This is a genomic window from Chryseobacterium nepalense (assembly GCF_023195755.1).
GTDB classification, from domain to species: domain Bacteria; phylum Bacteroidota; class Bacteroidia; order Flavobacteriales; family Weeksellaceae; genus Chryseobacterium; species Chryseobacterium nepalense.
This window is the reverse complement of record NZ_CP096203.1, coordinates 1,730,251-1,755,024: the sequence shown is the minus strand read 5'-3', so window position 1 is coordinate 1,755,024 and position 24,774 is coordinate 1,730,251. Positions and strand designations below refer to the sequence as shown.

Here is a 24,774-nt window from a genome sequence, read left to right as displayed (position 1 = left end):
TTAATTAAAAATAAATTTTTGAACTTATGTTTAATAAAAAAATAAATATTTCTATAAATAACGGAGAATTAAACATTTCATTGTCCTGATATATTAATTTTGAAATAAAATGGGTTTTATCATACCCTGAAAAGGGCTCATCATTCTTTGTTTTAATATATTTGCAGTTCACATTTCTATTATGGCTAAAAAGAAAACGAATACAGAATCGAATCCGAAAAAAAGCAAAAATGATGTTGCCGTAGGAGTGGTAGGAAGCGGAAGTTTTGCAACGGCTATCGTAAAAATGCTGGTTGAAAACTGTAAAACAGTACATTGGTGCGTGAGAAACGAATATGTAAAAGGCGCCATTGAGCAAAGAGGGCACAATCCCACCTATCTTACTGCAGTTAATTTCAATCTGAAAAACTTAAAGCTTACTACCGATATCAACGAACTTGTCACTTCCTGTGAGACGATTGTATTGGCAACACCCTCTATCTATCTGTCTGATACACTGGATAAAATGACCTGTGACTATAAAAATAAAATTTTTGTTTCTGCGATTAAAGGGATTATTCCTAAAGTAAATGATGTGGTAGCCCATTATCTGAGAGATGAATTCAAAATAGGATTCCGAAACCAGGCAGTTATTGCAGGGCCTTGCCATGCAGAAGAAGTCGCGATGGAAAGACTTTCTTATCTCACCATAGCCACAGTGGAAGATGAAACTTCCGAAAAGCTTGTAAATATTTTCAATTCAGATTTTATCAAGGTACATTCCAGTAAAGATATTTTGGGAAATGAATACAGCGCAATCCTTAAAAATATTTTCGCTATCGGAGCAGGTATTGCAAGCGGTTTAGGTTATGGAGACAACTTCACCGCGGTTTTCGTATCAAATGCCATCCGTGAAATGGAAACTTTCCTGGAATCCATTTATGAAGCACCGAGAGATGTTAATGAAAGTGCATATTTAGGAGATTTATTGGTAACAGCGTACTCTTTATTTTCAAGAAACAGAAACTTAGGAAACCTTATCGGGAAGGGGTACACGGTAAAATCTGCAATCCAGTCGATGAATATGATCGCAGAAGGATATTATGCGGCAGATTCCATCTATAAAACATCAAAAGATAAAGGATTAAAGCTTCCTATTGTCGATACCATTTATGGTATTTTATACGAAGGTAAAAATGCCGAAAAACAGTTTAAAAAACTGACTACAAAACTGAATTAATTCTAATATATAAAAGTTAAGCATGATATTTTTGCCGATAATATTACATTATTAGCAACGATATCATGCTAATTTTTTTATTATAAAATGTGATATAATTTCTCAGCTTAAATTTAACCTGATCATCTAACCTAAAATCATGTTAAATTCCATAAACGAGTCAAGATTTTAATAACTTTTCCCGAACTTTGAGATAATAAAATTAAAATTATGTCACAAACGCTTACAGGTAGAACGCCGAAACCTAAATACGACGTTGTTCTCATAGGTGGCGGAATTATGAGTGCCACTTTAGCTACATTATTACATGAATTTGATCCTGACCTTGAAATCGCTATTTTCGAGAGGCTGGGAAGATTCGCCAAAGAAAGCACCGCTGCCTGGAATAATGCAGGAACAGGACATTCCGCGTTTTGTGAGCTCAACTATACCCCCGAAAAACCAGATGGAACTATCGATATCTCAAAAGCAGAAAGTATAGCAGAACAGTTTGAAATTTCCAAGCAATTCTGGTCTTATCTGATTACCAAAGGATATATACAGCAGCCGAAGGATTTTATCAATTCCTGTCCGCACATGAGCCTTGTTTTTGGAGAAAAAGACGCCGAATACCTCAAAAAACGTCATGAAAAAATGTCGGAATCAATTTTGTTTAAAGGAATGGAATTTACCACCGATCATGGAAAACTGAAAGAGTGGATTCCCCTTGTTATGAGTAAAAGAAACGGTTCTGAGATAATGGCTGCTACCAAAATGAATATGGGAACTGATGTTAATTTTGGTACTTTAACAAGAAAAATGGGAAGACATTTGCTGGAAGACTCCAATGTTGAAGTATTCTTATACCATGAAGTAAAGGATATTGATCCTAAAGAAGACGGAAGCTGGGACATGAAGGTGAAAGATAGAATTCACAATCATAAACAGGAAGTGGAAGCAAGTTTTGTATTCATCGGCGCTGGAGGATATGCTTTACCGCTATTGGACAGTTCAGATATTAAAGAAAGTGAAGGGTATGGAGGTTTTCCGGTTTCAGGAGAATGGCTGGTAAGTCATAATCAGGAATTGGTGGAAAAACATAATGCAAAAGTATATACACAGGCAACCGTTGATGCCCCGCCAATGTCCGTTCCACACCTGGATCTGAGAATTATAGATGGTGAGAAAGCTTTATTATTCGGTCCTTTCGCAGGATTTTCAACAAAGTTTCTGAAAGAGGGGAGTTATTTGGACCTTCCGGAAAGTGTGAACACAAAAAATATAAGGTCGCTTTTCGGAGCCTGGTGGCATAACATTCCCTTAACAAAATATCTTATTCAGCAGGTTGCCATGACGAAGGCGCAGAGAATTCAGCATTTGAGAGAATTTATCAAAGATGCCAAAGAAGAAGACTGGGAACTTAAAGTAGCCGGACAAAGAGTACAGATCATTAAAAAAGATGAAAAAGACGGTGGAAAACTGGAGTTCGGAACTGAAGTGGTTGTTAATAAAAGAGGGACTATCGCATCATTATTGGGGGCTTCACCCGGTGCGTCAACGGCAGTATACGCCATGCTGAATGTCCTTGAAAGATGCTTCCCTGAAAAGCTTAACGGAGAATGGAAAGACAAGCTGATGGAAATGATCCCGTCTTATGGACAGAAACTTGCTGCGAATCCGGAGCTCACCCAAAAAGTGAGAAATTATACAAAAGAAAAATTACAACTCAAATATTAAAAGTAGGACGTAAGAAGGAAGAAGTGAGAGGTAAGATGTTATTAGTTGATGCAATTCAATTTTTACTTTTATAAAATCAGCTTCTCACATTTTACTTTTCACGGCTTACTACATTAAAAATATGTCAGAAACTATAGCAAAACCTGTTATTGTTAAAGAATTACTGGAATCCCTGCAAACTGAAGTTCAGGAAGAACAGCAGGTGATTGTACATTGTTGTTTCCCGGCTTCCCCATTTTTGGGAAATCTGATCAGAATCTGGCATTCAACCTATCTTTTTGATAACCAGTCGGATCACAGAAGCAGACTGATTCATGCCGAAAATATCACCATTTATCCGAACTGGACACCGGTGCCGTTTATGAAAGACTTTTGGTTTACCCTGGTTTTTTCAGGACTTCCTAAAGGCTGTAAAAGTTTTGATCTGAAAGAAGTTATTCCCGAGGAAGGAGGATTTTTTGTAGAATCGATCAAAAGAAATTCCTCTGATATTTACCGGGTAAAAATTTTGGAATCTTACCTATAGTTAAACCTTTAAGAGGAAATTAAACATATGTAAAATTTAAGTCGTGCTGGAAATCTCTTTAATACAAGAAATTTATTGCTTTTAATTATAATTAACTTTTAATTGGTTCTTAGTGGTTAAAATATTTATCATGAAAAACTACATATTTCTATTCTTACTTTTGCCTGTGCTGATCTTTTCCCAAAAAGATTCACAAGAAATAGCTGTGGTGAAAAAATTTCAAAAAGAGCTGAATGCCGAATATCTCAACCCTAAAGAAACACCTTTGCGCGGAGAAAATTTCAAAAATTTCAAACAGCATCCTTTCTTCCCGATTGATGAAAAATACAGAGTGACCGCAAAATTTACCAGAACGGAAAATGCAGAACCTTTTGATCTTCCTACTTCTTCCGGGAAATCAAAGTCGTATAGAGAATATGGGAAAGCAACTTTTGAACTTGACGGAAAATCCTACACATTAAATCTTTATCAAAGCTTAGATTTACTCAAACAAAAGAAATACAAAGATTATCTTTTTCTGCCATTTCGTGATGCGACCAACGGAAAAGAAACCTATGGCGGCGGAAAATATATGGATCTAAAAACTCCTGAAGGCGACACTATTACTTTAGATTTCAATACATCATATCAACCTTATTGTGCGTACAATGCCTATGATTACAATTGTCCGATTGTTCCTGAAGAAAACAGGCTGCCCGTTGAAATCAAAGCGGGAGTAATGTACGAAGACATTTATCATCACTAATATTATGGTAAAGTTAAATTTTTTCGAACAAAAAGATTTTCCGGGAGTAAATTATGCTCTGGACGAAGATCAGATGCAATATACGGCTACTGCAGAGCAGGCATTAAAAAAAATCGAAGAACGAAAGGATACTCTTGCCTTTCCGATAACCATTTTCGAGGATGAAAATCCCTGCGGATTTCTGGTGCTGGATTTTGGGAGTGACAAATTAGAACTTACCGATAACAAACAAGCCATGCTGCTGCGTTCGTTTTCAGTGAATCCTGAACTGCAGGGGAAAGGCATCGGAAAGGCGGCGATGATTAAGGTTGATGAATTTGTCCGTGAGAATTTTAAAGACTGCGATGAAATCGTACTTGCCGTAAACCAGAACAACATTGCCGCTTATCAGCTATATCGCAATACAGGATATCACTACGAGGGAAAAACCAGAATCGGAAGAAGCGGACCGCAATATATTATGTACAAAAAACTTTAAGAATTTTTTAAGTGAAATTTTTATGTTTGGCGTGATCCTTTCAGCTAAATTTGAGTAACATCAAATAATAAAACATGGAAATTTCTCTCAAAAACCAGGTTGCCATTGTCACCGGGGCTTCCAGCGGAATAGGTTCGGGGATTGCAAAATCACTTGCTGCCGCCGGAGCTACCGTTATCGTAAATCATTCATCAGAACATTCAGCAGATGAAGCCGGTAAAATTTTAAAGGAAATAACGGACGCCGGCGGAAACGGAATGATTTATCAATGTGATGTTTCCAGTGAAGAGCAGGTCGTCAAAATGTTTCAGCAGGTCATTTTACAATTCGGAACTGTTGATATTCTTATCAACAATGCAGGGGTCCAGAAAGATGCTAAATTCACGGAAATGACCCTCGACCAATGGAATACTGTAATCAATATCAACCTTACAGGTCAGTTCTTATGTGCCCGTGAAGCGATAAAAGAATTTCTTCGCCGCGGTATCGATCCCTCACGATCCATTGCGTGCGGAAAAATTATTCATATCAGCTCGGTTCATGAAGTTATTCCCTGGGCCGGACACGCCAATTATGCAGCCAGCAAAGGAGCAATTCGCATGTTGATGCAGACGCTTGCCCAGGAATACGGGGCCGACAAAATTCGCGTCAATTCCATTTGCCCGGGTGCCATTCAGACACCGATTAATAAAAACGCATGGAGTACTCCGGAATCCATGAATGCTCTCATGAAACTTGTCCCTTACAACAGAATCGGTCAACCGGAAGATATCGGAAATCTCGCCGTATTTCTGGCCAGTGATCACGCAGACTATATTTCAGGGGCGAGTATATTTGTAGACGGGGGAATGACCACTTTTGAAAGCTTTTCTACAGGAGGATAAATTGGGGCGCACATTTCCGGCTTTCACTACTCGCTTTTTTCTGTTTTTCGGCGGCGGCTTTGCCGCCGAAAAACAGAAAAAGAGCTCAGACAGGCCGTTCAATCCGGGGCGCATCTTCGTCAAAGTAGAAGAGGCAGACTTTAAGGTGAAGCACGAACCCTTTGCGTTTGTCAAAAAAATAATAGTTAGCAAAATTGTTTTAAAAATAACCGAAACAGCTGTTATTCTGACGAAGGAAGCATCTGTCTTTATGTTCAAAAAGAACAGATATCATAAATCATCATAAATCAATCATAAACAGAAGCATGAAAGAAAAAGAACAGATATCATAAATCATCATAAATCAATCATAAACAGAAGCATGAAAGAAAAAGAAAGAGTCTCTGACATCACATGGAAAAAATGGGGGCCTTACGTCAGCAACCGGGAGTGGGGATTGGTTCGTGAAGACTATAGTCCCAACGGAGACGCCTGGAACTATACTACACACGATGCGGCAGAGGCAAAAGCATATCGTTGGGGAGAAGAAGGCATTTGTGGCATTTGCGATGACCTTCAGAAGCTCGTATTTTCTTTCGGCTTCTGGAATAAGAAAGATAAAATAGTAAAAGAGCGGTTCTTCGGGCTTACCAACGGACAGGGAAATCACGGAGAAGATGTAAAGGAATATTACTATTATCTGGATTCCACACCGACGCATTCTTATATGAAGATGCTTTACAAATATCCTCAAAGTACATTTCCTTATGAAGACCTCATCAAAACAAACGCAGAAAGGGGCAAACAGGACCCTGAATATGAGTTGATCGATACAGGAATTTTTGATAAAAATGAGTACTTTGATATTTTCATTGAATATGCAAAAGCCGATGATCAGGATATTCTGATTCGGCTTACCATTGTCAATAAATCAGAAAACACAGCTCCTCTGGTAATTCTTCCGGCTTTATGGTTCAGAAATACTTGGCGGTGGGGTTATGATGATTATATGCCCCAGCTAAATTCGGGCGAGGCAAATAATGTAAAAATTCAACATAAGGATTTAGAAATCAAAAACTTTTATGCAGAAAATGCAGAACTAAGTTTATTCTGTGATAATGAAACCAATAATGAAAAACTGTATCAGTGTCCCAACCAAAGCGATTACACCAAAGACGGAATCAATGATTTTATTATTAATGGAAATTCACAATCCGTAAACCATAAGAATATTGGTACGAAGGCGGCTTTTTTAATCAATGAGAGTTTTAATCCGAAAGAAGAAAAAATTTTTAAATTCAGGTTATCTGATAAGGATCTTAAGAAGCCTTTTTCCGGATTTGATGAAATTTTCAGTCAGCGAAAACAGGAAGCCGATGAATTTTACGAAGAAATTCAGGACGGAATTAAAACGGAAGATGAAAAACTGGTACAGCGGCAGGCTTTTGCGGGAATGCTTTGGAGTAAAATGTTTTACCATTATAATGTCGAAAAGTGGCTTAAAGGCGATCCTAACCAACCGCAACCTCCAAAATCCCGGGATAAGATCCGGAATTTCCAGTGGAAACATCTTAATAATGAACATATTATTTCAATGCCGGATAAATGGGAATATCCATGGTATGCAACGTGGGATCTGGCTTTTCATACGATCAGCTTTTCATTGATTGACCCTGATTTTGCCAAACATCAGCTGAAATTATTCCTTTTTGAATGGTATATGCACCCCAACGGGCAGCTTCCGGCTTACGAATGGGATTTTAATGATGTGAATCCGCCAGTTCACGCATGGGCCGTTTTCAGAGTTTTTAAAATTGATGAATATTTAAAAGGAAAACCGGATCTTCCGTTCCTGGAAAGTGCATTTCAAAAACTGCTGATGAATTTTACATGGTGGGTCAATAAAAAGGATAATAACGGAAACAATATTTTCGAAGGCGGCTTTTTAGGATTAGATAATATCGGGGTTTTTGATCGTAATACGCCGCTTCCCGATGGTGAACACCTGGAGCAGTCGGATGGTACGAGTTGGATGGCCATGTTTGCCCTTAATATGATGAGAATCGCTTTAGAACTCGCCTTGTACAATAAGGTTTACGAAGAAATGGCCATAAAGTTTTTTGAACATTTTCTGGCGATTGCCAATTCTCTTGCCAATATGGGGGATGAATGCTTCAGTCTTTGGGATGATGAAGATGAGTTCTTCTACGACGCGCTTTCATTCGGGGAAAAAGATCATATGTATTTAAGAATCAGAACAATTGTTGGCCTTATTCCGATGTTTGCAGTTGAAATTATTGATGATGAAATGATCGAAAATCTTCCGAATTTTAAAAAAAGAATGCAGTGGGTGCTGGAGAATAAACCGGAACTGGCTGCTTTAGTTTCTCATTGGGAGGTAAAGGGGGAAGATTCAAAACACCTGCTTTCCCTTCTCCGCGGGCATCGTTTAAAAAGATTGCTCCACAGAATGCTGAATTCTGAAGAATTTCTAAGCGATTTCGGAGTTCGTGCCCTTTCTAAAGAATATGAAAAGAATCCGTTTAGCCTGCATCTGAACGGTAAAGACTACACCGTAAAATATACACCTGCAGAAAGTGACAGCCGGCTTTTCGGGGGAAACAGCAACTGGCGTGGCCCGGTATGGTTTCCTATAAATTTCTTAATTATTGAAAGTCTGCAACGTTTTTTCTTTTATTATAGTCCGGATTTTCTGGTAGAATGCCCTACAGGAAGCGGAAATTATTTAAATCTTGATCAGATTGCAGATGAACTCAGCAAAAGGCTGTCCAATATATTTTTGAAAGATAAAGATGGAAACCGTCCTTTCAACGGGCAGTATCCAAGATTTCAGTCTGACCCGGATTTTAAGGATTATATTTTGTTTTATGAATATTTTCACGGAGATAATGGGCGTGGAGTAGGCGCTTCACACCAGACAGGCTGGACGGGGCTGGTTGCAAAAATCCTTATGCCTAGGTTTTCAAAGAAAAAAATTGCGGAATCCGAAACTGAGATGCCGACCAAAAAAAGTTGAGCACCTGAAGAATGATGTTTTATTCAAAAATTTGCTGAATGACTTCCAATGATGGCGGAATCCTGAAATCTGTAATATGATAATGATAATACACCAAAATGCTGTCAAGGAAATCTTTTCTATGAGACGAAAGGATTTTAATCCGGTATGGATCTCCCGAAGAAAGAATTGCCAGCCATATCGCAGAAATCTCCTCATTAAATATCTGATGCATCAATTCAGAAGAAAATGTACCGGTTTCAGGATCAAGAAATTTTCCATTGTTCAGTAGCGGGGCAACGCCCTGAATTTTCAGAATTTTGATCAGAAAGATCAAATGAGATTGATAGTTCTGGTTTTCAAGTTCATCAATAAATTCTTCCAGACAGAAAAATAGATGATGATTTTTATTTTCATGTTTTAAATTCTGATTCAGAAAGTCTGAAATAAAAAATACAACAGAATTGCAACGGACATCTGTATAAATATCGTTGCTTTTTATCATTTCAAACCGGGAAATAGTCTGTATTCCATTTCCTCTGAGTGGGAGCAGTGAAAAATTAAGTTTACTCAATGGCAGGAGCAGGGCTTTTTTCTTATTTTTTTTAGTATAAATACCTTTCAGAAAATAAGACTGAAACCCTTCCTCTTCCGTGAAACAATGCAGTACTGCATCATTTTCACCATATTTTATATAAGATAATAAAAAGCCGTTTTGTGAATTCATTAATTAACTACCGCAATCTTTGCCGTTGCTTTATCGGATCCGTCTTCATTTGTCATCAGTACAAAATATATTCCTGAAGCTACTCTTTTACCTCTTTGGTTATTAAGATCCCATTCATAATATCCGCCTCTTGCCACAGCAGAGTGCACCACATTTCCTGCTGCATCTGCAATCCTGATATTGGTAACTTCAGCAAGACCTTTTATGGTAACTTTTCCTTTAAAATTGGAATAAACTACAGGATTCGGATATACAAGTACGTTTCCGAAGCCGGAAGTTACATCGGCAACATCTCCCTGATACGTTACAATTCCGTCATAAGAAACAAAATATACTTTTCCTGTTTTTTTGTCAACCTTAATATCGGTAATACTGTTGGTAGGAAGAGGTGAATTTTCTTTAGTAAAATGCTTTATGGTTTGCTGTCCGTCTGAAGATAAATAATAGACACCCCCGCCATCCACGGAAACCCATTTGTGATCACCGGCATCCACTTCAATCTGCAAAATCTGAGAATCTCTGAAAAGCTCTTCGCCAAGGCCGTTCTGTTCAATAATAATTGGCTCTACGGTAGCGCTTGCAGGAGTTTTTACTTCTGAAACAGCATTCTGTAAAACCCTTAATCCCAAGTCTCCACCGATCCATGCATCTCCGGATTTATCCAAAGCTACAGAAATATTACCTCCGGAATTTGGATCGAAACCATTGGCCTGGTTCAGAATATAAGCGGTATCATCAGAAGTGTTTACTGTTTTTTTAGCATCATAAGCAACAAGTGCACTCAACCTCGGGATCGGGATCCATAGTAGTCCTTCATAGAATAATGGTTTTTGTGCAGCACCCAATGTGGTGGTATTTTTTATAAGAAAATCATCAGTCGCTCTGTCGTAAGCCCCGATTGCAGTAAGCTGCCCAACATCTGGTCCGTCACTGGAAAAAGCGATGCTTACAAAAAGATTGTTTGCATCATCGAAAGCCAATCCTACAGCCCGTCTTGCATACAGATTGGTTGTTCCTAGATTATAATTTTTGGTAAAAGTGAAATCCTTGCTGGCAGCATTATATTTCATCTTGTATACACCGCGTCCTTCCGCCGTGGTATAATTCGTGAAGAAAACATCATCCGGACTTGCAGGATCTGAAACAACGTCCAGGACATTAAATCCTGTAGTATTTCCTACGAAGTAAGAAGGATAGATCCATTCCATACCATTGAAGTAATAAAAGCCGGGATTTTTTGGGTTGTTAAGGGCAGTATTAAATCTGTTTTCTCTTCCTCCCGTAGATACAAGGAGTTGATTTTCACCATACAGACTCATTTTGTAGGCATAATTAAAATAAGGACCGTCGGGCTTAAAAGAATTGTTGCTTTCATTTTTTATTCCTGATAAAACTGTTCCGCCATACACACTGCTTCCTACGGTAGTTGCCGTATTACATTCTTCACCGAAACTTACGGTATTGTTAAAATTTCCATTGTTATTGAATGTGTAAACTCTGTTTAGATCTGTTACAACAATATTATTGCTGTTCACCACAACATCCTTCACATTGGTAAATGTTTGAGAAAGAGGAACAGAAGCGCCGTTGTTGTAAAGATATCCTGTGGTTGCTGATGAAAAACTTAAAATGCCTTCAGAATCAATATGTCTGAACGATCCTGCCATTTCAGTTATCCATGTGGTGAATACAGGAAATGTTGTATTCATTTCGTGGCTTTTCAGGCCTGTATTGGTTACCGAAAATACTTTATTACCGAAAATAGTCGCTTCATTACTCGCTTCATATACACCTCCTGATAAGAAAAAAGCAGAATCTTTAAACTCTTTCTTCCTGAGATCAAAAATAGAAACTCCGTAACCTACCGAAATAACTGCAAGGTCTCCTGTTATTGAGATATGATTGATTCTCTTGCTGCCGTTATATCCTGTAGCAATAGGAATATCCACAACATAGGTAATTCCGTCGGGAGAAATAACATCCAGCGAACCGTTCTGATATCCTATAAGCGCAATTTTATTCTGCGGATTGTAATCGAATGCTGAAATTTTAACCTCATGCAAGCCGTTTGCTTTAGACAGCTTGGTAATTTCACCTGATGAAATGGTATAATAAAAAATCCCGTTTTCTGCTGCTGCAACTATTTTTCCGTTATCTTCTTTCATGGCAATAACGTTGTTATAAGAAAACAGGTCTGCCCATTTTTTTGAAGAAATAGTCTGTGCATTTGCAACGTGCAGGGATGCTAAAATACCAAGAGAAATTAAAGAGAGTTTTTTCATGCTTATGCTATTATACTGCTGTCGATTACCTGATTGTTCCAGGCAATATGTTTTATGTTTTTATTTATATCAAAAAAGAAATCTATTCTTCCTAACAGAAGTCCTGCCCAGCCTACCTGGTTGACAAGGACGTTTTTACCGTGTCTGTTGACAAAAGTTTCGGGTTCCGGAAGGAAAGTATGTGTATGGCCACCCAAAATAAGGTCGATATTTTCAGTTTTAGCAGCCAGGATTTTATCACTTATTTTATCCGGATCTTCTTTATAATCGTAACCGATGTGCGAAAGGCAGATCACCAGATCACACTTCTCTTCATTCTTAAGGAAGTTAGAATAGTGTTGTGCTACATCTACAGGGTCGGAGTATATGGTTTCACCGTATTGCTTTTTGCCAACAAGCCCGTCCAGCTTAATTCCGACACCGAAAATCCCCACTTTGATCCCGTTTTTATTAAAGATTTTATAAGATGAAGTTTTTCCGTCCAGAACTGTATTCTTGAAGTCGTAATTAGAGCAGATAAAAGGAAATTTTGCATTTGGCAAAACCTTTAAAAATCCGTCCAGACCGTTATCAAAATCATGATTTCCCATGGTGGAAGCATCATATTTCATCATAGACATTAATCTGAATTCCAGCTCGCCTCCGAAAAAATTGAAGTAGGGAGTTCCCTGGAATATATCTCCTGAATCCAGTAATAATACATTGGATTCCTGGTTTCTGATTTGCTGTATAAGGCTTGCTCTCCTTGCAAAACCTCCCTGATTAGGGTTTTTAATATAACTTGAATCAAAAGGTTCAATTCTGCTGTGCTGATCGTTGGTATGAAGAATAGTAAGTTTATTTGTTGACTTCATATCAACAAAATTCAGTTCCTCGGCCATCATCATATTGGGAGCTAAAGCCATTGCCAGAGTCCCGCCGCCTATTGCTTTTAAAAAACTTTTTCTGTTCATTGCTTCTTACCGATAAAATTTAAACGAATATCTGAATTGGGATTTACCTCAGGGGTTTTCTTAAAATAATCAATAAAAAGATCTCTGAGTTTGATTCCGGTTGGAATCATTTCCCCCTTTGAAAAAAACTTCATGTTATCACCTCCCAGTGCCAGATAATCTGAAGTGGCAATATAATACTCCTGATCCGGATTTATTGTTTTGCCATTGATGAGGGATTTTGTAAGCTGCCCGTCATTGGTTTCAATGTACAGATGAGAAACAGGATTGTTGACCTGAGTTTTTGCATAGTAATCGAAAAGACCCTGCAAGTCTGATCCTTTCATTTTTACGATGATCACTTCATTTTCAAAAGGCATCACTTCAAATACACTTTTGAGCAGAATATCACCTTTCCCGATGCTTGTACGGATACCTCCGATATTGATCAGGGCGGCATCTACATCTTTACTAAGATTTTTTTTGGCCCATTCTTCTGCTCCGTCAAAAGTATAATCCGCTAAAAGATTTCCCAGATTGCTGTTGTCTCCCTGTTTGTTAAGATCTACTGCGGTATAAGAGATTTTTTGGTTCATCTCATTATCCAGCTTTTGTTTATAGGGCTCAATAACTTTTACAAACTCCTCATCATTTTTTAGCTCATTATTAATAGAAATATTTTTCCGGGTCTGCACTTCTGTTACCTGTAACGGAGAAGCCGTTTTGCAGGAGGAGAGTGCGGCCAGAGCAATTCCTAGTAACAAGAATTTATTTTTCATATGCAGCAATTTAATTTTATTTAAAAAGGTCTTTATGTCATCATAGCAATTATAGTGTTTTTTCTAAACAATTTTAAGCCAGCGATTTCATAATATCTTTTAGTATATGCAAATATAATTATATGTATAATAAAACATTATTATTTATGACAAATTCTTGGGGTAAATTATTAAATTTGAAAAAAATTATTCTAACAGATGAGCATTTTAAAAGGAGTAGGTGTTGCGCTGGTAACGCCCTTTAATGAAGATTTATCCGTAGATTTCGAAAGTCTTACCAGATTGGTAGATTTCAACATCGAAAACGGAACCAATTATTTAGTTGTTTTGGGAACTACAGCAGAGGCTGCAACACTTTCTGCAGAAGAGAAGAAACAGGTGATTGAGCATATCATTAAGGTTACTAATCAACGTGTTCCGCTTGTTCTTGGAATTGGTGGAAACAATACTCTTGAAGTTAAGAAACAGATTGAAGAAACGGATCTTTCCGCATTTGAAGCCGTGCTTTCCGTATCTCCTTACTATAATAAACCAAATCAGGAAGGACTTTATCAGCATTATAAAATGCTGGCTTCCACCGGAAAAAATATTATTATTTATAACGTTCCGTCACGTACAGGACAAAATATTGAAGCGGAAACGACTTTACGTCTTGCAAAGGAATTCCCGAATTTATTGATGATAAAAGAAGCGGCCCCGAATATTCTCCAGTATTTTGATATTTTAAGAAAAAAGCCTGAAGGTTTTAATCTTGTTTCCGGAGATGATGAATTTACACTGCCTGTTACACTTGCAGGAGGTAATGGTGTGATTTCTGTAATCGGCCAGGCTTATCCTAAAGAATTTTCTACAATGGTGCAGCTGGCATTTGACAGAAAAGTGGATGAAGCTTATGAAATCCACAATAAGCTCGTAGAAATTACCAGGCTGATCTTTGCTGAAGGAAATCCTTGCGGAATTAAAGTTGTTCTTGCCGAAAAAGGAATTATTAAAAATTATCTCAGACTTCCCCTTGTGGCCGCTTCAGAAGGACTTTACACAAAAATTAAGGCTGAAATGGCAAATATTTAGAGGTATAAAAGTTTGTAACAAGTGAAATGTAAGAAGAAAAAGTGAATCATACTTTTGATATACTGTCTCTTCAAAAATTTCTAATAATAAATATGGGTGAAAAGGTTATAGCTTTTCACCCTTTTTAATGAATTTAAAACAGTAATAATTTTAATTTCAATAACTTTTACATCAAATTTTATAAAAATTACAAAATGAAATTTATAGAAGCTAACGAAAAAGATATTCCGCTGATTCAGAGCCTTGCAGAAAAATCCTGGGAAGCAGCGTATAAAGACCTACTTTCGCAAGAACAGATAGATTATATGCTCGGAACAATGTATTCCCGAAATGAAATCATCCGGCAAATGCAAAATGCTGATTACCATTATTATATAATTTTTGATGAAAATAATAATTCATTTGAAGGCTTTTTGGGATATGAGCATGGCTATCAGGAATACACCACAAAACTTCATAGGATTTATCTTGTTCCTGAAAGTAAAGGTAAAGGAATTGGCAAAACTGCCATTGATTTTTTAAAGGAAAAAGCAGCCTCTGTGAACGACAGGAAAATAATCCTGAATGTTAATAAAAATAATCCAGCAAAGAAATTCTACGAATCTCAGGGATTTACCGTGTTTAATGAAGTGGTGATAGATATCGGGAACGGCTTTGTAATGGATGATTATGAAATGGAGTTTTATGTCACCCATGATTGACTTAAAATTATATAAAAATTGAATATAATTCTATAAAATGTGATGTATCTTTTTGTGTCATCTTTGTAAAAGAACCAAGTCACTTATAACAAATACATTCATTTGCCTGGTCTCAAGCATTATTTGCTTGATCAGTATATTTTTTTTCATCCTTAGTGTTTAAATTCCTGTGTTTATCAATACAGGAATTTTTTTTATAAGACATTTTTAACAGTATGTTAGTTATATCACTTATAATTGATATAAAATTATTATATTTACAAATACCATTAAATACATATAATAAGGATGAAAATGTATGTAAAATTTGATTTCAATACGCTCTGTATGAAGGTATTGGAAGAAAAACTAAAAGATCAGGGACTGAAATACAGGCTTCTTAACTTTGGAGAAGTAGAATTGTACGAAACCCTTACACAGGAACAAAGCAGAGTTTTCAGAGAAAATCTGGAAGATTACGGTATTGAAATTATTGAAAGTCAAAAAACGGCACTGGTTCAGAAAATAAAAGACACCATAGCGGAATTTGTAGGCTCGGACGAGGCCGTGCCGGTAAAAGCTTCCATTTTTATTGCGGAAAAACTGAATCATAGCTATGGATATCTGTCAAATGTATTTTCTGATGCAACAAATACTTCAATAGAGAACTTTATTATCATTCAGAAAATTGAATATGCCAAAGAACTCATCATCGGCAAAAGATATAACCTGACGGAAATCGCTCAACTCCTGAATTATTCCAGTGTTGCTCATCTGAGTACTCAGTTTAAGAATCTTACGGGAATTACCCCGTCGCATTTCCAGAAAATTATTGCGATGAGAAGAAAAGTTCAGCGCCACGATACCTATTATTCCAGAGCAATATGAAAAAAGAATATCTCAATGTGCTACTGACAGATGATGATGAAGGAAATCTCATTCTTTTCAAAAATATATTGCAGGAATTTAAAATTCAGGTTAAAGTAAAAACGTTCTGCAACGGGAAAGACCTGATGATTTATCTTAATGAAAACACTGTAGTGCCCGAAGTCGTTTTTATGAATTATTCTTTACCCTTGAAAAATTCTCTTGAATGCCTTAGTGAAATTAAATCCAATCAGAAATTTGATCCTATGACCATCATCGTATTTAATGACAACTTATCTTCTGAACAAGAAGAAGAGGCTTTTGTAACCGGTGCCAATGTTGTAATGAAAAAGCCTGATAATTACAGAGATATGAAAAAAAATATAACCGATATTATATCCATAACATGGCAATATCATACTTCAGGATTGAATAAAAATAATTTTATCATGAAGGTGTGAAAAAAACTTAAGAATTATTTTGGAATTAAAATTAAAGTTCTATATTTGTATCTCAAGATTCACACAAAGGTGATAATATCAGATGGGAAATTCTGGTTTTATTTATGGAAGCAATAACAGCCATTTAGTGAAAAATCATTTTAATAATGAACTAAATTATATAATCACAATGTAGTTAAACAAAATGAATTATAGTAATTTCCGACTATAAAGCGCAGGAGATCTTTAAACAAAACGGTACAATCATGAAAACTCGAAAGGTAAAGAAGAGTTGTTAATACTTTCTTTATCAAGCCAAGTTAGTTTTTATAAATAAGCAGGTTGGGAAGATAATTCATTTTGTTTTTACTTTATTATCAATAGAACATCACATCACACCACATATATCACACCACATCACAAAATATTATGATGATAAAGTAATTTCTTCAAATAACAGTTTTATAAGGGGAGCCGCGTAAGGATTTATTTCTTTTCGCGGTTTTTTTATGATATTTTACTCCATTTGTTTTTACCTTTATACTGCCTTAGATAATAGTTTTTCAGGATCTGATTATCAGGATTGGTTAATAAAGGATCTGTTTTCAGGATTTTTTCAATCGTATTTTTAGTAACTTTAATGATGGCCGAATCATTAATCAGGTCAAGTCTTTTAAAATCTACCACGCCGCTTTGTTGTGTACCAAGAATATCACCCGGACCCCGAAGTTGCATATCCACTTCGGAAATCTTAAATCCGTCATTTGTTTCTACCATGGTTTTAATACGTGTTCTGCTGTCACTGGATAATTTGTCTGAAGTCATCAGGATACAGTAGCTCTGTTCTGCACCACGTCCCACACGTCCACGCAACTGATGAAGCTGGGAAAGACCGAATCGCTCCGCACTTTCAATCACCATTACTGAGGCGTTCGGTACATTTACGCCCACTTCAATTACCGTAGTAGCCACCATAATTTCAGCTTTTCCGGAAGCAAAATAGCTCATTGCAGCATCTTTTTCTTCTGGTCGCATCTGTCCGTGAAGCATTGTTACGTTATATTTCGGGAAATTATCCATTACATTTTCCAGTCCGGTCATCAGGTTTTTGTAATCCAGTGTCTCCGATTCTTCAATCAGAGGATATACAAAATACACCTGTCGTCCTTTCTGAATTTCTTCGCGGCAGAAATTGTAGACATATGCCCGGTCTTTTTCACGTCTGTGAGCGGTTATGATTGGTTTTCTTCCTACAGGCATTTCATCAATTACAGAAACATCCAGATCAGAATAAAAACTCATGGCCAGTGTTCTCGGGATGGGAGTAGCGGTCATTACAAGAATATGAGGCGGAATTTTATTTTTTGCCCATAATTTTGCTCTCTGAGCAACCCCGAATCTATGCTGTTCATCAATAATAGCTAGTCCAAGATTTTTAAACTTTACTTTATCTTCCAGTACAGCGTGCGTTCCTACAAGAATGGAAAGTTCACCGTTTTCAAGTTCTTCATGGATAATTTTACGGTCAGATTTTTTTGTAGATCCCGTTAAAAGTTTAACATTCACTTCCGTGTTTTCAAGAAGTTCTTTAATACCGTTATAATGCTGTTGGGCAAGAATCTCGGTAGGAGCCATCATACAGCTTTGGAAACCATTATCTTTCGCAATCAACATCGTTAACAAAGCAACCATTGTTTTTCCTGAGCCTACATCACCCTGAAGGAGTCTGTTCATCTGGATCGGACGTTTCATATCCTGCCGGATTTCTTTCAATACTCTTTTTTGAGCACCTGTTAAATCAAACGGAAGATGATGCTGGTAAAAATTATTAAAATAATCACCTACGATCGGGAAAGGATTTCCTGCAGTATGACTTTTATGATGAATTTTTTTTAAGCCGTAACCCAGCTGAAAAAAGAAAGATTCTTCAAATCTCAGGCGGTAATCTGCCTTCTTAAAATGTTCAGCATCTTTAGGGAAATGGATGTTGAGGTACGTATGCTGTCTGGACATGAATTTGAAAGCTTTCATCAGGTAATCCGGGAAATTTTCCTGGATAAGATTCGGAATTTCCATACAGATATTCCTTAATACATTTTGAAAAAATTTTTGATTCAGTCCTCTTTTGGTTAATTTTTCAGAGCTTGGATAAATAGGCTTCAGGCGATTGTCGCCTTCTTTTTTTTCATCAGGCTCTATTTCCGGATGTGGCATTGAAAACTGGTTGTTGAATACATTGATTTTCCCGAAAATATAGATTTCCTTATTAATGGGAAGCTGTTCCTTCATCCACTTGGAGTACTGGAACCACACCAGATCCATTGTCCCCGTATCATCATTGAATTTTGCGGAAAGCCTTTTGGTTTTTCCGGTTTGTATTTCCTGAACACTTGTAATTTTTCCTTTCAGCTGAACATCTGTTGATACCTCATGAAGCTGTGCAATTTTATGGATTTTGCTTTTATCCAGATAACGCAGCGGAAAAAAGTTCAGGAAATCTTCCACGATGGAAATTCCCAGCACATTCCTGATGAGCTTGGCTTTTTCCGGACCGACGCCTTTTATGTATTCTATAGAAGTTTCTAATGTCATTAAGAATGCACGAATTTCGGGAAAAATTAGAAATTAAAAAAGACTTTCAAATCTGAAAGTCCTTTATTTATTATTCTTTTATTTTGGATTTAAATTTTGTCTGGTAATCTTCCCACTGTTGCCTGGAACGTATTTTTTTAAATAAATCCTTGGAAATAAATTCCAGATAAGGTTCCAGTTCCTTTGCAGATAATTCTCCCTGAAGAATAGTAATAGGACCTCCTTTCTCATCCAGGAATACTGTACTGGGAACAGCTCCTACGTTCATGTACTGGGTGAATTCGTGGAGGGAGTTTTTTCCTTTTTTATGTTCCGTATTTGGGTTTGAAAACTTTCTTCCGAAAATCTGGATCGTGCTTTTTTCCTCGGCATTAAATTTTACAGCGTAATAGTTTTCATTTATAATGTCAGCAATAATGGGATTTCCATACGTTTTTTTATCCATGATTTTACAGGGGCCGCACCAGTCTGCATAAAAGTCAATCAGGATTTTTTTCGGATTTTCTTTTTGCGCTTTCAGTGCTTCTTCAATGGTCATCCATTTTACCTGAGCGAAATTTAAAGTAATAACGAAAAAACAAATGATGCTTATTATTCTCTTCATGATTTGATATTTATGTAAAAATAAGCATAATATTATGCCTTATCGTACCTCCTGCATTAATTTCTTAACGAAAGGTGAAATCAAAATTAATATAACTCCGGCAATTACAGCATATAATCCCAATTGTTTATATCCATCGGTGTAAGTGATCAAAGCATCATAATTGGTAGAACCTTCTTTTGCCGTTGCCAGTCCGGCACCAATAATTCCTGCGACATACTGTCCGTATGCTGAAGCCAGAAACCACATTCCCATCATCATTCCCTGAAGATTTTTAGTTGAAAGCTTCGTCATAATCGATAATCCGATAGGAGAGAGGCATAATTCACCCAAAGTAATAACCAGCAATGCTATGGTAAAGAAATTCAGTGAAGTGATTCCCTGAAGGTTGGCGAAAAACCGTGTTGCAAATAAAACGTAATAACCTAAGCCTAAGAAAATAAAGCCTAACCCGAACTTAATAATGGTGTTCGGCTCAATTTTTCTTTTGCTCATCCAGATCCAAAGCAGTCCGATTAGAGGGGCAAGGAAAATGATGAAAAAGGCGCCTCCGGAATTATTGACGCCATTTGGATCAAGTCCCAATAAGTCGTTATTCAAATTTTTAGCGGCAAAAATACTTAGAGAACCTCCGCTTTGCTCATAAATTCCCCAGAATAAAATGGAAAATAAAATAAAGACTAGGGCAGCTAAGAGTTTATTTCGCTCAGCAGGTGTTACTTTGGTCATTTCGTAAAACAGGTAGATCAAAGTCAGCGGTCCGACAGTCCACATGAAATAATCCGTATACTCGGTTTTAGCGACCATGATCATGATAATCGGAACAAAAATCAGTGATAAAACATAGACACCGTATTCCTGCCATTTCGGGATGGGTGCGGATTTTACTTCATTCAACGGATGTCCCGGCTGAAGGCCTATTGTTCCTAAGCTTCTTTGTGTAAAAACAAAATTAATTAAACTGACGACCATTACGATGGCCGCCAACCCGAATGCAACATTCCATCTCATTTCTTCCGGAATTACTTTCGCCAGAATTTCCCCTTTTCCGAGTGTAATACAAAAATAACCTCCCAGCAAAGCTCCGAGATTAATTCCTGCATAAAAAAGTGAAAATCCGGCATCGGCTCTTGAATCATTCGGTTTGTAAAGCTGCCCGACCATTGATGAGATATTCGGTTTGAAAAAACCTGTTCCTACAACGGTAAAGGCAATACCTAAAAAGAAAAATTTATGGGGATCCGTTGCCAGGATGATACTTCCTATGATCATTAAAATTCCGCCCCAGAAGAGTGATTTTCGGAAGCCTAAAATTTTATCTGCAAATAATCCTCCGATAAAGGTAAAAGCATATACAAATGCCTGCGTTGCAGCATACTGAAGATTGGCTTCTTTTTCATGGAGATTAAGTTGGGAAATCATAAAGAAAACAAGCATTCCGCGCATTCCGTAGAAGCAGAATCGTTCCCACATTTCGGAGAAGAAGAGGCTCCAGATTTGTCTGGGATATTTTCCTTTGAAATTTTGTATTTCGTCTAAAGTTAAACTCATAATGATATGATTAAGTTTTAAATAAGGATTTTGTTTCAACTTAATTGTTGACGCATTGCGTCAACAATTGCAAGAACACACGAAAATAAAAAAAACCTCCGACTTAGCAGAGGTTTCATTTATTTTATTTGATGCAGATTAGTTTACACCATGCATCATTTTCTTTAAGATTGGTGAAATTAAGGCTAAGATTACTGCTGCAATACCACACAATACCACGAATACCATAAAGAATTCGAATAAATTGTGAATTTCAAATCCTGCAAAAGTAGGATTCTGTAAAGGCAACTGAGCTTTTTCAAACGCGGCAGCCTGCTCAGCTGTTAAGGTTACTTTTTTATCCAAAACATCCTGAAGATTTACTCCAATTTCCTGAGCTTTAGTGAATTTGTCTCCTGTAGCAGGAATTAGTGCTCCTAACGAACCCGCCAAAGCATACCCCGCAGCATTGGAAATAAAGAAAACACCGTATAGCAACGAAGCAAATCTTTTTGGGGCCAGTTTACCTACCAAAGATAACCCGATTGGAGAAAGACAAAGCTCACCACAAGTCTGGATGAAATATAAAAGCATCAGCCATTTTATCGCTAACAATCCTGAATTTCCAAGATCTTTTACGTTATGGGCAATGATGAAATAACTTAAAGCAATTAATGCAAGACCCATGGCCTGCTTCATTGGAGAAACCGGTTCTTTACCTCTTGCTCTTAATTTATCCCAGCATAAACTGAAAGGAACTGCAAGCAATACCACGAAAATCCCGTTGAAAATCTGTACCATTGAAGGCGGCATATTCCATCCGAAGATATTTCTGTCGGTCTGGTTATCTGCAATAAATGTTAATGAAGAACCTGCCTGCTCAAAAGCTGCCCAGAAGAAGATAATAAAGAAGGATACAATATAGATTACCCATATTCTCTGTCTTTCCACTTTGTTTTCTGCAGAACTCATAATTAAAAATGCCAAAGAAATCCCCGCTGCATAAATGAAAGGATAAATAATTCCTTTGATTAATTGTCCCATTTCAACTGCTTTAAAGCCGAATTCGCCGACAAGAAGATATCGGAAAACAAAGAATAAAACAATAAATAATGCTCCTGTAATTCCTAAAGCTGCACCCGAGAATTTTGCAGTCTGCGTTTCGCCTTCTTCAAAATCTGCACTGGTGTTATGTTTTGGTAATCCTCCGATTGGTCTTCCTTCCGGTGTTACCACATATTTGTTTTTAAGAATAAAGAAGGTTACCGTACCAATTACCATCGCGATGGAAGCGGCCAGGAAACCCCATTTGAATGCAAAAATATCTCTTACTCCTGTAGTAGCATCTTTTACATCCCCTAAATAAGGACAGATGAACTGACCCAAAAATGCCCCGATATTGATTCCCATATAGAAAATCGTGAAAGCAGAGTCTAGTTTTGATTTTTCCTGTTTCGGGTAAAGGCTTCCCACCATGGAGGAAATGTTCGGCTTAAAGAATCCGTTTCCGAAAATGATAATGAAAAGGGCAAGCCACATAAACATTTTTGCGCTGTCAACATTTCCTGAGAAAGTAGACGCACTGATGAACAGTAAAAACTGCCCGATGGCCATTAATGATCCACCGATTAAGATGGCATTTCTGTTACCGATATATTTATCTGCAATGAAACCACCCAAAAGAGGAGTAAGGTAACATAAAGCTAAAAATCCACCATAGATGATTGCTGCATCAGCTTCTTTTATTAATAAGGAATTTACCATGAAGAGCGTCAAAAGTGCTCTCATTCCATAAAAGTTGAAACGCTCCCACATTTCTGTTCCGAATAAAACCCACAATCCCTTCGGATGCCTGGATCCTTTATTCTCTACAAATTCATCCTGTTTCGGACTTAATGCTTCAGTATTATCCATTTTTTATTGTTAATTTTTGTTAAGACTGACAAATATAGTTTTTTTTGTGTTTTCAGCAAGGTTTTAATTTTATATTTAAATAAAAAAGCTGCAGAGGAACTCCACAGCTTTGTTTTCATTATTGTTGAATGCAATTAATGTCCTTTTTCCTTCATTATTTTGTTTAATCTTTTTAACATGGATAGTCCTAAAAGCGTGGCAAATATTAATAAAGCGAAATTGACCAGGAAATAATTCATTTTATTATCATAGCTGTACCAAGTACTTGCTAAAATCCCGGAAAGCTTGTTTCCTACAGAGTTTGCCAGGAAAAATCCACCCATCATTAAAGCCGTAATCCTTGCAGGAGATAATTTGGAAACGAAAGATAATCCCATTGGCGAAAGGCAGAGCTCACCAATAGTAATCACTCCATACCCAGCAACGAGCCACCATGGAGAAACTTTCACGGCACCGTTATCGCCCGCCCAGACTGCCAGAACCATTACAAGGCATGATAATGCTGAAATGAATAATCCCAAAACAATTTTGGTTGGAGTTAGAGGTTCTTTCCCCCGTCTTCTTAAAAAAGCCCAAAAGGCAACAATAACCGGTGTTAAGGCAATTACCCAAAATGGGTTGATGGATTGAAATAATTCCGTATTGTATAAATAAGTTTTTGTTTCAGGATTTTTTTCTAATTGTGCACGCTGATCAGGGGAAATATTTTTAAAATACACATCTTTTCCCTGTACTTTAATAGCTTTTCCGTCTTTATCTTTCTGTGACTGGAACTGATCATCATAAACAGGAACTTCCTTGTCTTCATAGCTTTTTCCCTCAACCATATAAATTTCTTCTAATGGCTTTTCCATAGCGGCAGGAACACTTCGGTCGGTGTAATAATTGGCCCATCTTGTTAGAGCTGTTCCGTTTTGCTTGAAAACTGCCCAGAAAAACATACTGATTAAGAAAACTGACAGTAAGGCTCCAATCGAAGATTTTTCTTCTGGTTTAGCTTTAAAATAGAGCGAAGCATAAAAATAAATAACCGGAACACATGCAAAGATAAAGGCGTCTGTACTGTCACTTCCGAAAATATTTCCGGGAATGACCCAACCGATTACTCCGGCAACAATTGCAGGTAAGAACACTTTAACCAAAATTTCAGAAAGTTTGGTGTCACCTTCCTGAACAGGTTTCATCTGGGCTGCATGAATATAATGTTTCCTGCCAATGGTAAAAATTACCATACCAATCAACATTCCGACTCCGGCTGTGATAAACGCTTCACCCCAACCGAATTTATTCCGCATAAATGCTGCAATGATATTACAGATAAACGCTCCGATGTTGATTCCCATGTAAAAAATATTGTAACCGGAATCCTTGTTGGCTTTGTAAGGTTCTTCAGAATATAAATTTCCAAGCAATGTTGAAATTGTTGGCTTAAAGAAGCCGTTTCCGATGATGATTAACGCTAATGAAGAATAAAAAAGAGTAAGATCTTTAAAAACACCCATCCCAATGTATCCGGCTGCCATTAAAATTCCTCCGAGATAAATCGATTTGATGTAGCCTAATACCCGGTCCGCAAGAAATCCGCCGATGAAAGGCGTTAAATAGGTAAGGGCAATATAAGTCCCGAAAATATCGTCTGCGGTTTTGTCAGGAAGTCCGAGACCGCCTTTTGCGCCGGTTGGTTCAATCACATACAATACAAAAATTCCGAGGATAAGATAATACCCGAAACGCTCCCACATTTCCGTAAAGAAGAGGAAAGGCAATCCCTTAGGATGTTTAGTCTTCATAGT

At 37.2% G+C, this 24,774-nt stretch carries 21 protein-coding genes; 12 read left to right on the top strand and 9 right to left on the bottom strand.

Going from position 1 to position 24,774, the window contains the following annotated elements:
• The first annotated feature begins 181 nt into the window (after positions 1-181).
• The 8 genes from M0D58_RS07565 to M0D58_RS07530 all read left to right on the top strand — a co-directional run bounded on the left by M0D58_RS07565 (position 182) and on the right by M0D58_RS07530 (position 8,584).
• Entirely contained in the window at positions 182-1,219 is a 1,038-nt protein-coding gene (locus tag M0D58_RS07565) for an NAD(P)H-dependent glycerol-3-phosphate dehydrogenase (RefSeq protein ID WP_248394698.1), read from the top strand.
• A 210-nt stretch (positions 1,220-1,429) separates the two neighbouring features.
• Positions 1,430-2,935: a malate dehydrogenase (quinone) gene (mqo, locus tag M0D58_RS07560; protein WP_248394696.1), complete on the top strand. Its 1,506-nt coding sequence runs from the start codon at positions 1,430-1,432 to the stop codon at positions 2,933-2,935.
• 121 nt (positions 2,936-3,056) lie between these two features.
• Positions 3,057-3,461, top strand: coding sequence for a hypothetical protein (locus M0D58_RS07555; RefSeq protein ID WP_248394694.1), 405 nt, complete (start codon positions 3,057-3,059; stop codon positions 3,459-3,461).
• A 130-nt stretch (positions 3,462-3,591) separates the two neighbouring features.
• On the top strand, positions 3,592-4,206 hold the full coding sequence (locus M0D58_RS07550) for a DUF1684 domain-containing protein (RefSeq protein ID WP_248394693.1): 615 nt from the start codon (positions 3,592-3,594) through the stop codon (positions 4,204-4,206).
• Between the two features lie 4 nt (positions 4,207-4,210).
• Entirely contained in the window at positions 4,211-4,684 is a 474-nt protein-coding gene (locus tag M0D58_RS07545) for a GNAT family N-acetyltransferase (protein ID WP_248394692.1), read from the top strand.
• Positions 4,685-4,758: 74 nt separating this feature from the next.
• Positions 4,759-5,568 (top strand): glucose 1-dehydrogenase, encoded by an 810-nt coding sequence (locus tag M0D58_RS07540; protein ID WP_248394691.1) that lies wholly within the window; start codon positions 4,759-4,761, stop codon positions 5,566-5,568.
• The gene (locus tag M0D58_RS07535; RefSeq protein WP_248394690.1) at positions 5,543-5,854 is read left to right on the top strand and encodes a hypothetical protein; all 312 of its coding nucleotides are present in this window, start codon (positions 5,543-5,545) and stop codon (positions 5,852-5,854) included. Before M0D58_RS07540 ends, M0D58_RS07535 begins: the two co-directional genes overlap by 26 nt.
• Before the next feature lie 75 nt (positions 5,855-5,929).
• Positions 5,930-8,584 (top strand): MGH1-like glycoside hydrolase domain-containing protein, encoded by a 2,655-nt coding sequence (locus tag M0D58_RS07530; protein WP_248394689.1) that lies wholly within the window; start codon positions 5,930-5,932, stop codon positions 8,582-8,584.
• A 19-nt stretch (positions 8,585-8,603) separates the two neighbouring features.
• Here the strand turns inward: M0D58_RS07530 and recO are convergent, their stop codons facing one another.
• The 4 genes from recO to M0D58_RS07510 are packed head-to-tail and all read right to left on the bottom strand — an operon-like array spanning position 8,604 to position 13,283.
• Positions 8,604-9,290: a DNA repair protein RecO gene (gene recO / locus M0D58_RS07525; RefSeq protein WP_248394688.1), complete on the bottom strand. Its 687-nt coding sequence runs from the start codon at positions 9,288-9,290 to the stop codon at positions 8,604-8,606.
• The gene (gene porZ, locus M0D58_RS07520; protein WP_248394687.1) at positions 9,290-11,572 is read right to left on the bottom strand and encodes a type IX secretion system anionic LPS delivery protein PorZ; all 2,283 of its coding nucleotides are present in this window, start codon (positions 11,570-11,572) and stop codon (positions 9,290-9,292) included. The genes recO and porZ overlap by 1 nt, the downstream gene beginning before the upstream one ends.
• A gap of 2 nt (positions 11,573-11,574) precedes the next feature.
• Positions 11,575-12,525: a bifunctional metallophosphatase/5'-nucleotidase gene (locus M0D58_RS07515; protein WP_248394686.1), complete on the bottom strand. Its 951-nt coding sequence runs from the start codon at positions 12,523-12,525 to the stop codon at positions 11,575-11,577.
• Positions 12,522-13,283, bottom strand: coding sequence for a 5'-nucleotidase C-terminal domain-containing protein (locus M0D58_RS07510; protein WP_248394685.1), 762 nt, complete (start codon positions 13,281-13,283; stop codon positions 12,522-12,524). Before M0D58_RS07510 ends, M0D58_RS07515 begins: the two co-directional genes overlap by 4 nt.
• A gap of 198 nt (positions 13,284-13,481) precedes the next feature.
• Between M0D58_RS07510 and dapA the strand changes: the two genes are divergently transcribed.
• The 4 genes from dapA (at position 13,482) to M0D58_RS07490 (ending at position 16,362) form a co-directional block, all read left to right on the top strand.
• The gene (gene dapA / locus M0D58_RS07505) at positions 13,482-14,354 is read left to right on the top strand and encodes a 4-hydroxy-tetrahydrodipicolinate synthase (RefSeq protein WP_248394683.1); all 873 of its coding nucleotides are present in this window, start codon (positions 13,482-13,484) and stop codon (positions 14,352-14,354) included.
• Positions 14,355-14,548: 194 nt separating this feature from the next.
• Positions 14,549-15,055 (top strand): GNAT family N-acetyltransferase, encoded by a 507-nt coding sequence (locus tag M0D58_RS07500; protein WP_248394682.1) that lies wholly within the window; start codon positions 14,549-14,551, stop codon positions 15,053-15,055.
• A 288-nt stretch (positions 15,056-15,343) separates the two neighbouring features.
• Complete coding sequence (locus M0D58_RS07495) at positions 15,344-15,922, top strand: helix-turn-helix domain-containing protein (RefSeq protein WP_248394681.1); 579 nt, start codon at positions 15,344-15,346, stop codon at positions 15,920-15,922.
• Entirely contained in the window at positions 15,919-16,362 is a 444-nt protein-coding gene (locus M0D58_RS07490) for a response regulator (RefSeq protein ID WP_248394680.1), read from the top strand. The genes M0D58_RS07495 and M0D58_RS07490 overlap by 4 nt, the downstream gene beginning before the upstream one ends.
• Before the next feature lie 486 nt (positions 16,363-16,848).
• On the opposite strand, the gene recG is transcribed toward M0D58_RS07490, so the two are convergent.
• The 5 genes from recG to M0D58_RS07465 all read right to left on the bottom strand — a co-directional run bounded on the left by recG (position 16,849) and on the right by M0D58_RS07465 (position 24,771).
• The gene (gene recG, locus M0D58_RS07485) at positions 16,849-18,933 is read right to left on the bottom strand and encodes an ATP-dependent DNA helicase RecG (RefSeq protein ID WP_248394678.1); all 2,085 of its coding nucleotides are present in this window, start codon (positions 18,931-18,933) and stop codon (positions 16,849-16,851) included.
• 70 nt (positions 18,934-19,003) lie between these two features.
• A complete protein-coding gene (locus tag M0D58_RS07480) occupies positions 19,004-19,537 on the bottom strand; it encodes a thioredoxin family protein (RefSeq protein ID WP_248394676.1) in 534 nt (177 codons plus the stop codon).
• A 39-nt stretch (positions 19,538-19,576) separates the two neighbouring features.
• Positions 19,577-21,088, bottom strand: coding sequence for a peptide MFS transporter (locus M0D58_RS07475; RefSeq protein ID WP_248394674.1), 1,512 nt, complete (start codon positions 21,086-21,088; stop codon positions 19,577-19,579).
• A 138-nt stretch (positions 21,089-21,226) separates the two neighbouring features.
• A complete protein-coding gene (locus M0D58_RS07470; RefSeq protein ID WP_248394672.1) occupies positions 21,227-22,981 on the bottom strand; it encodes a peptide MFS transporter in 1,755 nt (584 codons plus the stop codon).
• A gap of 134 nt (positions 22,982-23,115) precedes the next feature.
• Complete coding sequence (locus tag M0D58_RS07465; RefSeq protein ID WP_248394671.1) at positions 23,116-24,771, bottom strand: peptide MFS transporter; 1,656 nt, start codon at positions 24,769-24,771, stop codon at positions 23,116-23,118.
• Between the last annotated feature and the right edge of the window lie 3 nt (positions 24,772-24,774).

Bases quoted from the DNA above. Each gene is read 5' to 3' on its own strand.
- M0D58_RS07530 (WP_248394689.1), top strand. From the start codon at position 5,930: ATGAAAGAAAAAGAAAGAGTCTCTGACATCACATGGAAAAAATGGGGG.
- M0D58_RS07550 (WP_248394693.1), top strand. From the start codon at position 3,592: ATGAAAAACTACATATTTCTATTCTTACTTTTGCCTGTGCTGATCTTT.
- M0D58_RS07540 (WP_248394691.1), top strand. From the start codon at position 4,759: ATGGAAATTTCTCTCAAAAACCAGGTTGCCATTGTCACCGGGGCTTCC.
- recG (WP_248394678.1), bottom strand. From the start codon at position 18,933: ATGACATTAGAAACTTCTATAGAATACATAAAAGGCGTCGGTCCGGAA.
- recO (WP_248394688.1), bottom strand. From the start codon at position 9,290: ATGAATTCACAAAACGGCTTTTTATTATCTTATATAAAATATGGTGAA.
- M0D58_RS07480 (WP_248394676.1), bottom strand. From the start codon at position 19,537: ATGAAGAGAATAATAAGCATCATTTGTTTTTTCGTTATTACTTTAAAT.
- porZ (WP_248394687.1), bottom strand. From the start codon at position 11,572: ATGAAAAAACTCTCTTTAATTTCTCTTGGTATTTTAGCATCCCTGCAC.
- M0D58_RS07470 (WP_248394672.1), bottom strand. From the start codon at position 22,981: ATGGATAATACTGAAGCATTAAGTCCGAAACAGGATGAATTTGTAGAG.
- M0D58_RS07500 (WP_248394682.1), top strand. From the start codon at position 14,549: ATGAAATTTATAGAAGCTAACGAAAAAGATATTCCGCTGATTCAGAGC.
- M0D58_RS07475 (WP_248394674.1), bottom strand. From the start codon at position 21,088: ATGAGTTTAACTTTAGACGAAATACAAAATTTCAAAGGAAAATATCCC.
- mqo (WP_248394696.1), top strand. From the start codon at position 1,430: ATGTCACAAACGCTTACAGGTAGAACGCCGAAACCTAAATACGACGTT.
- M0D58_RS07555 (WP_248394694.1), top strand. From the start codon at position 3,057: ATGTCAGAAACTATAGCAAAACCTGTTATTGTTAAAGAATTACTGGAA.
- M0D58_RS07495 (WP_248394681.1), top strand. From the start codon at position 15,344: ATGAAAATGTATGTAAAATTTGATTTCAATACGCTCTGTATGAAGGTA.
- M0D58_RS07545 (WP_248394692.1), top strand. From the start codon at position 4,211: ATGGTAAAGTTAAATTTTTTCGAACAAAAAGATTTTCCGGGAGTAAAT.
- M0D58_RS07510 (WP_248394685.1), bottom strand. From the start codon at position 13,283: ATGAAAAATAAATTCTTGTTACTAGGAATTGCTCTGGCCGCACTCTCC.
- M0D58_RS07490 (WP_248394680.1), top strand. From the start codon at position 15,919: ATGAAAAAAGAATATCTCAATGTGCTACTGACAGATGATGATGAAGGA.
- M0D58_RS07515 (WP_248394686.1), bottom strand. From the start codon at position 12,525: ATGAACAGAAAAAGTTTTTTAAAAGCAATAGGCGGCGGGACTCTGGCA.
- M0D58_RS07465 (WP_248394671.1), bottom strand. From the start codon at position 24,771: ATGAAGACTAAACATCCTAAGGGATTGCCTTTCCTCTTCTTTACGGAA.
- dapA (WP_248394683.1), top strand. From the start codon at position 13,482: ATGAGCATTTTAAAAGGAGTAGGTGTTGCGCTGGTAACGCCCTTTAAT.
- M0D58_RS07565 (WP_248394698.1), top strand. From the start codon at position 182: ATGGCTAAAAAGAAAACGAATACAGAATCGAATCCGAAAAAAAGCAAA.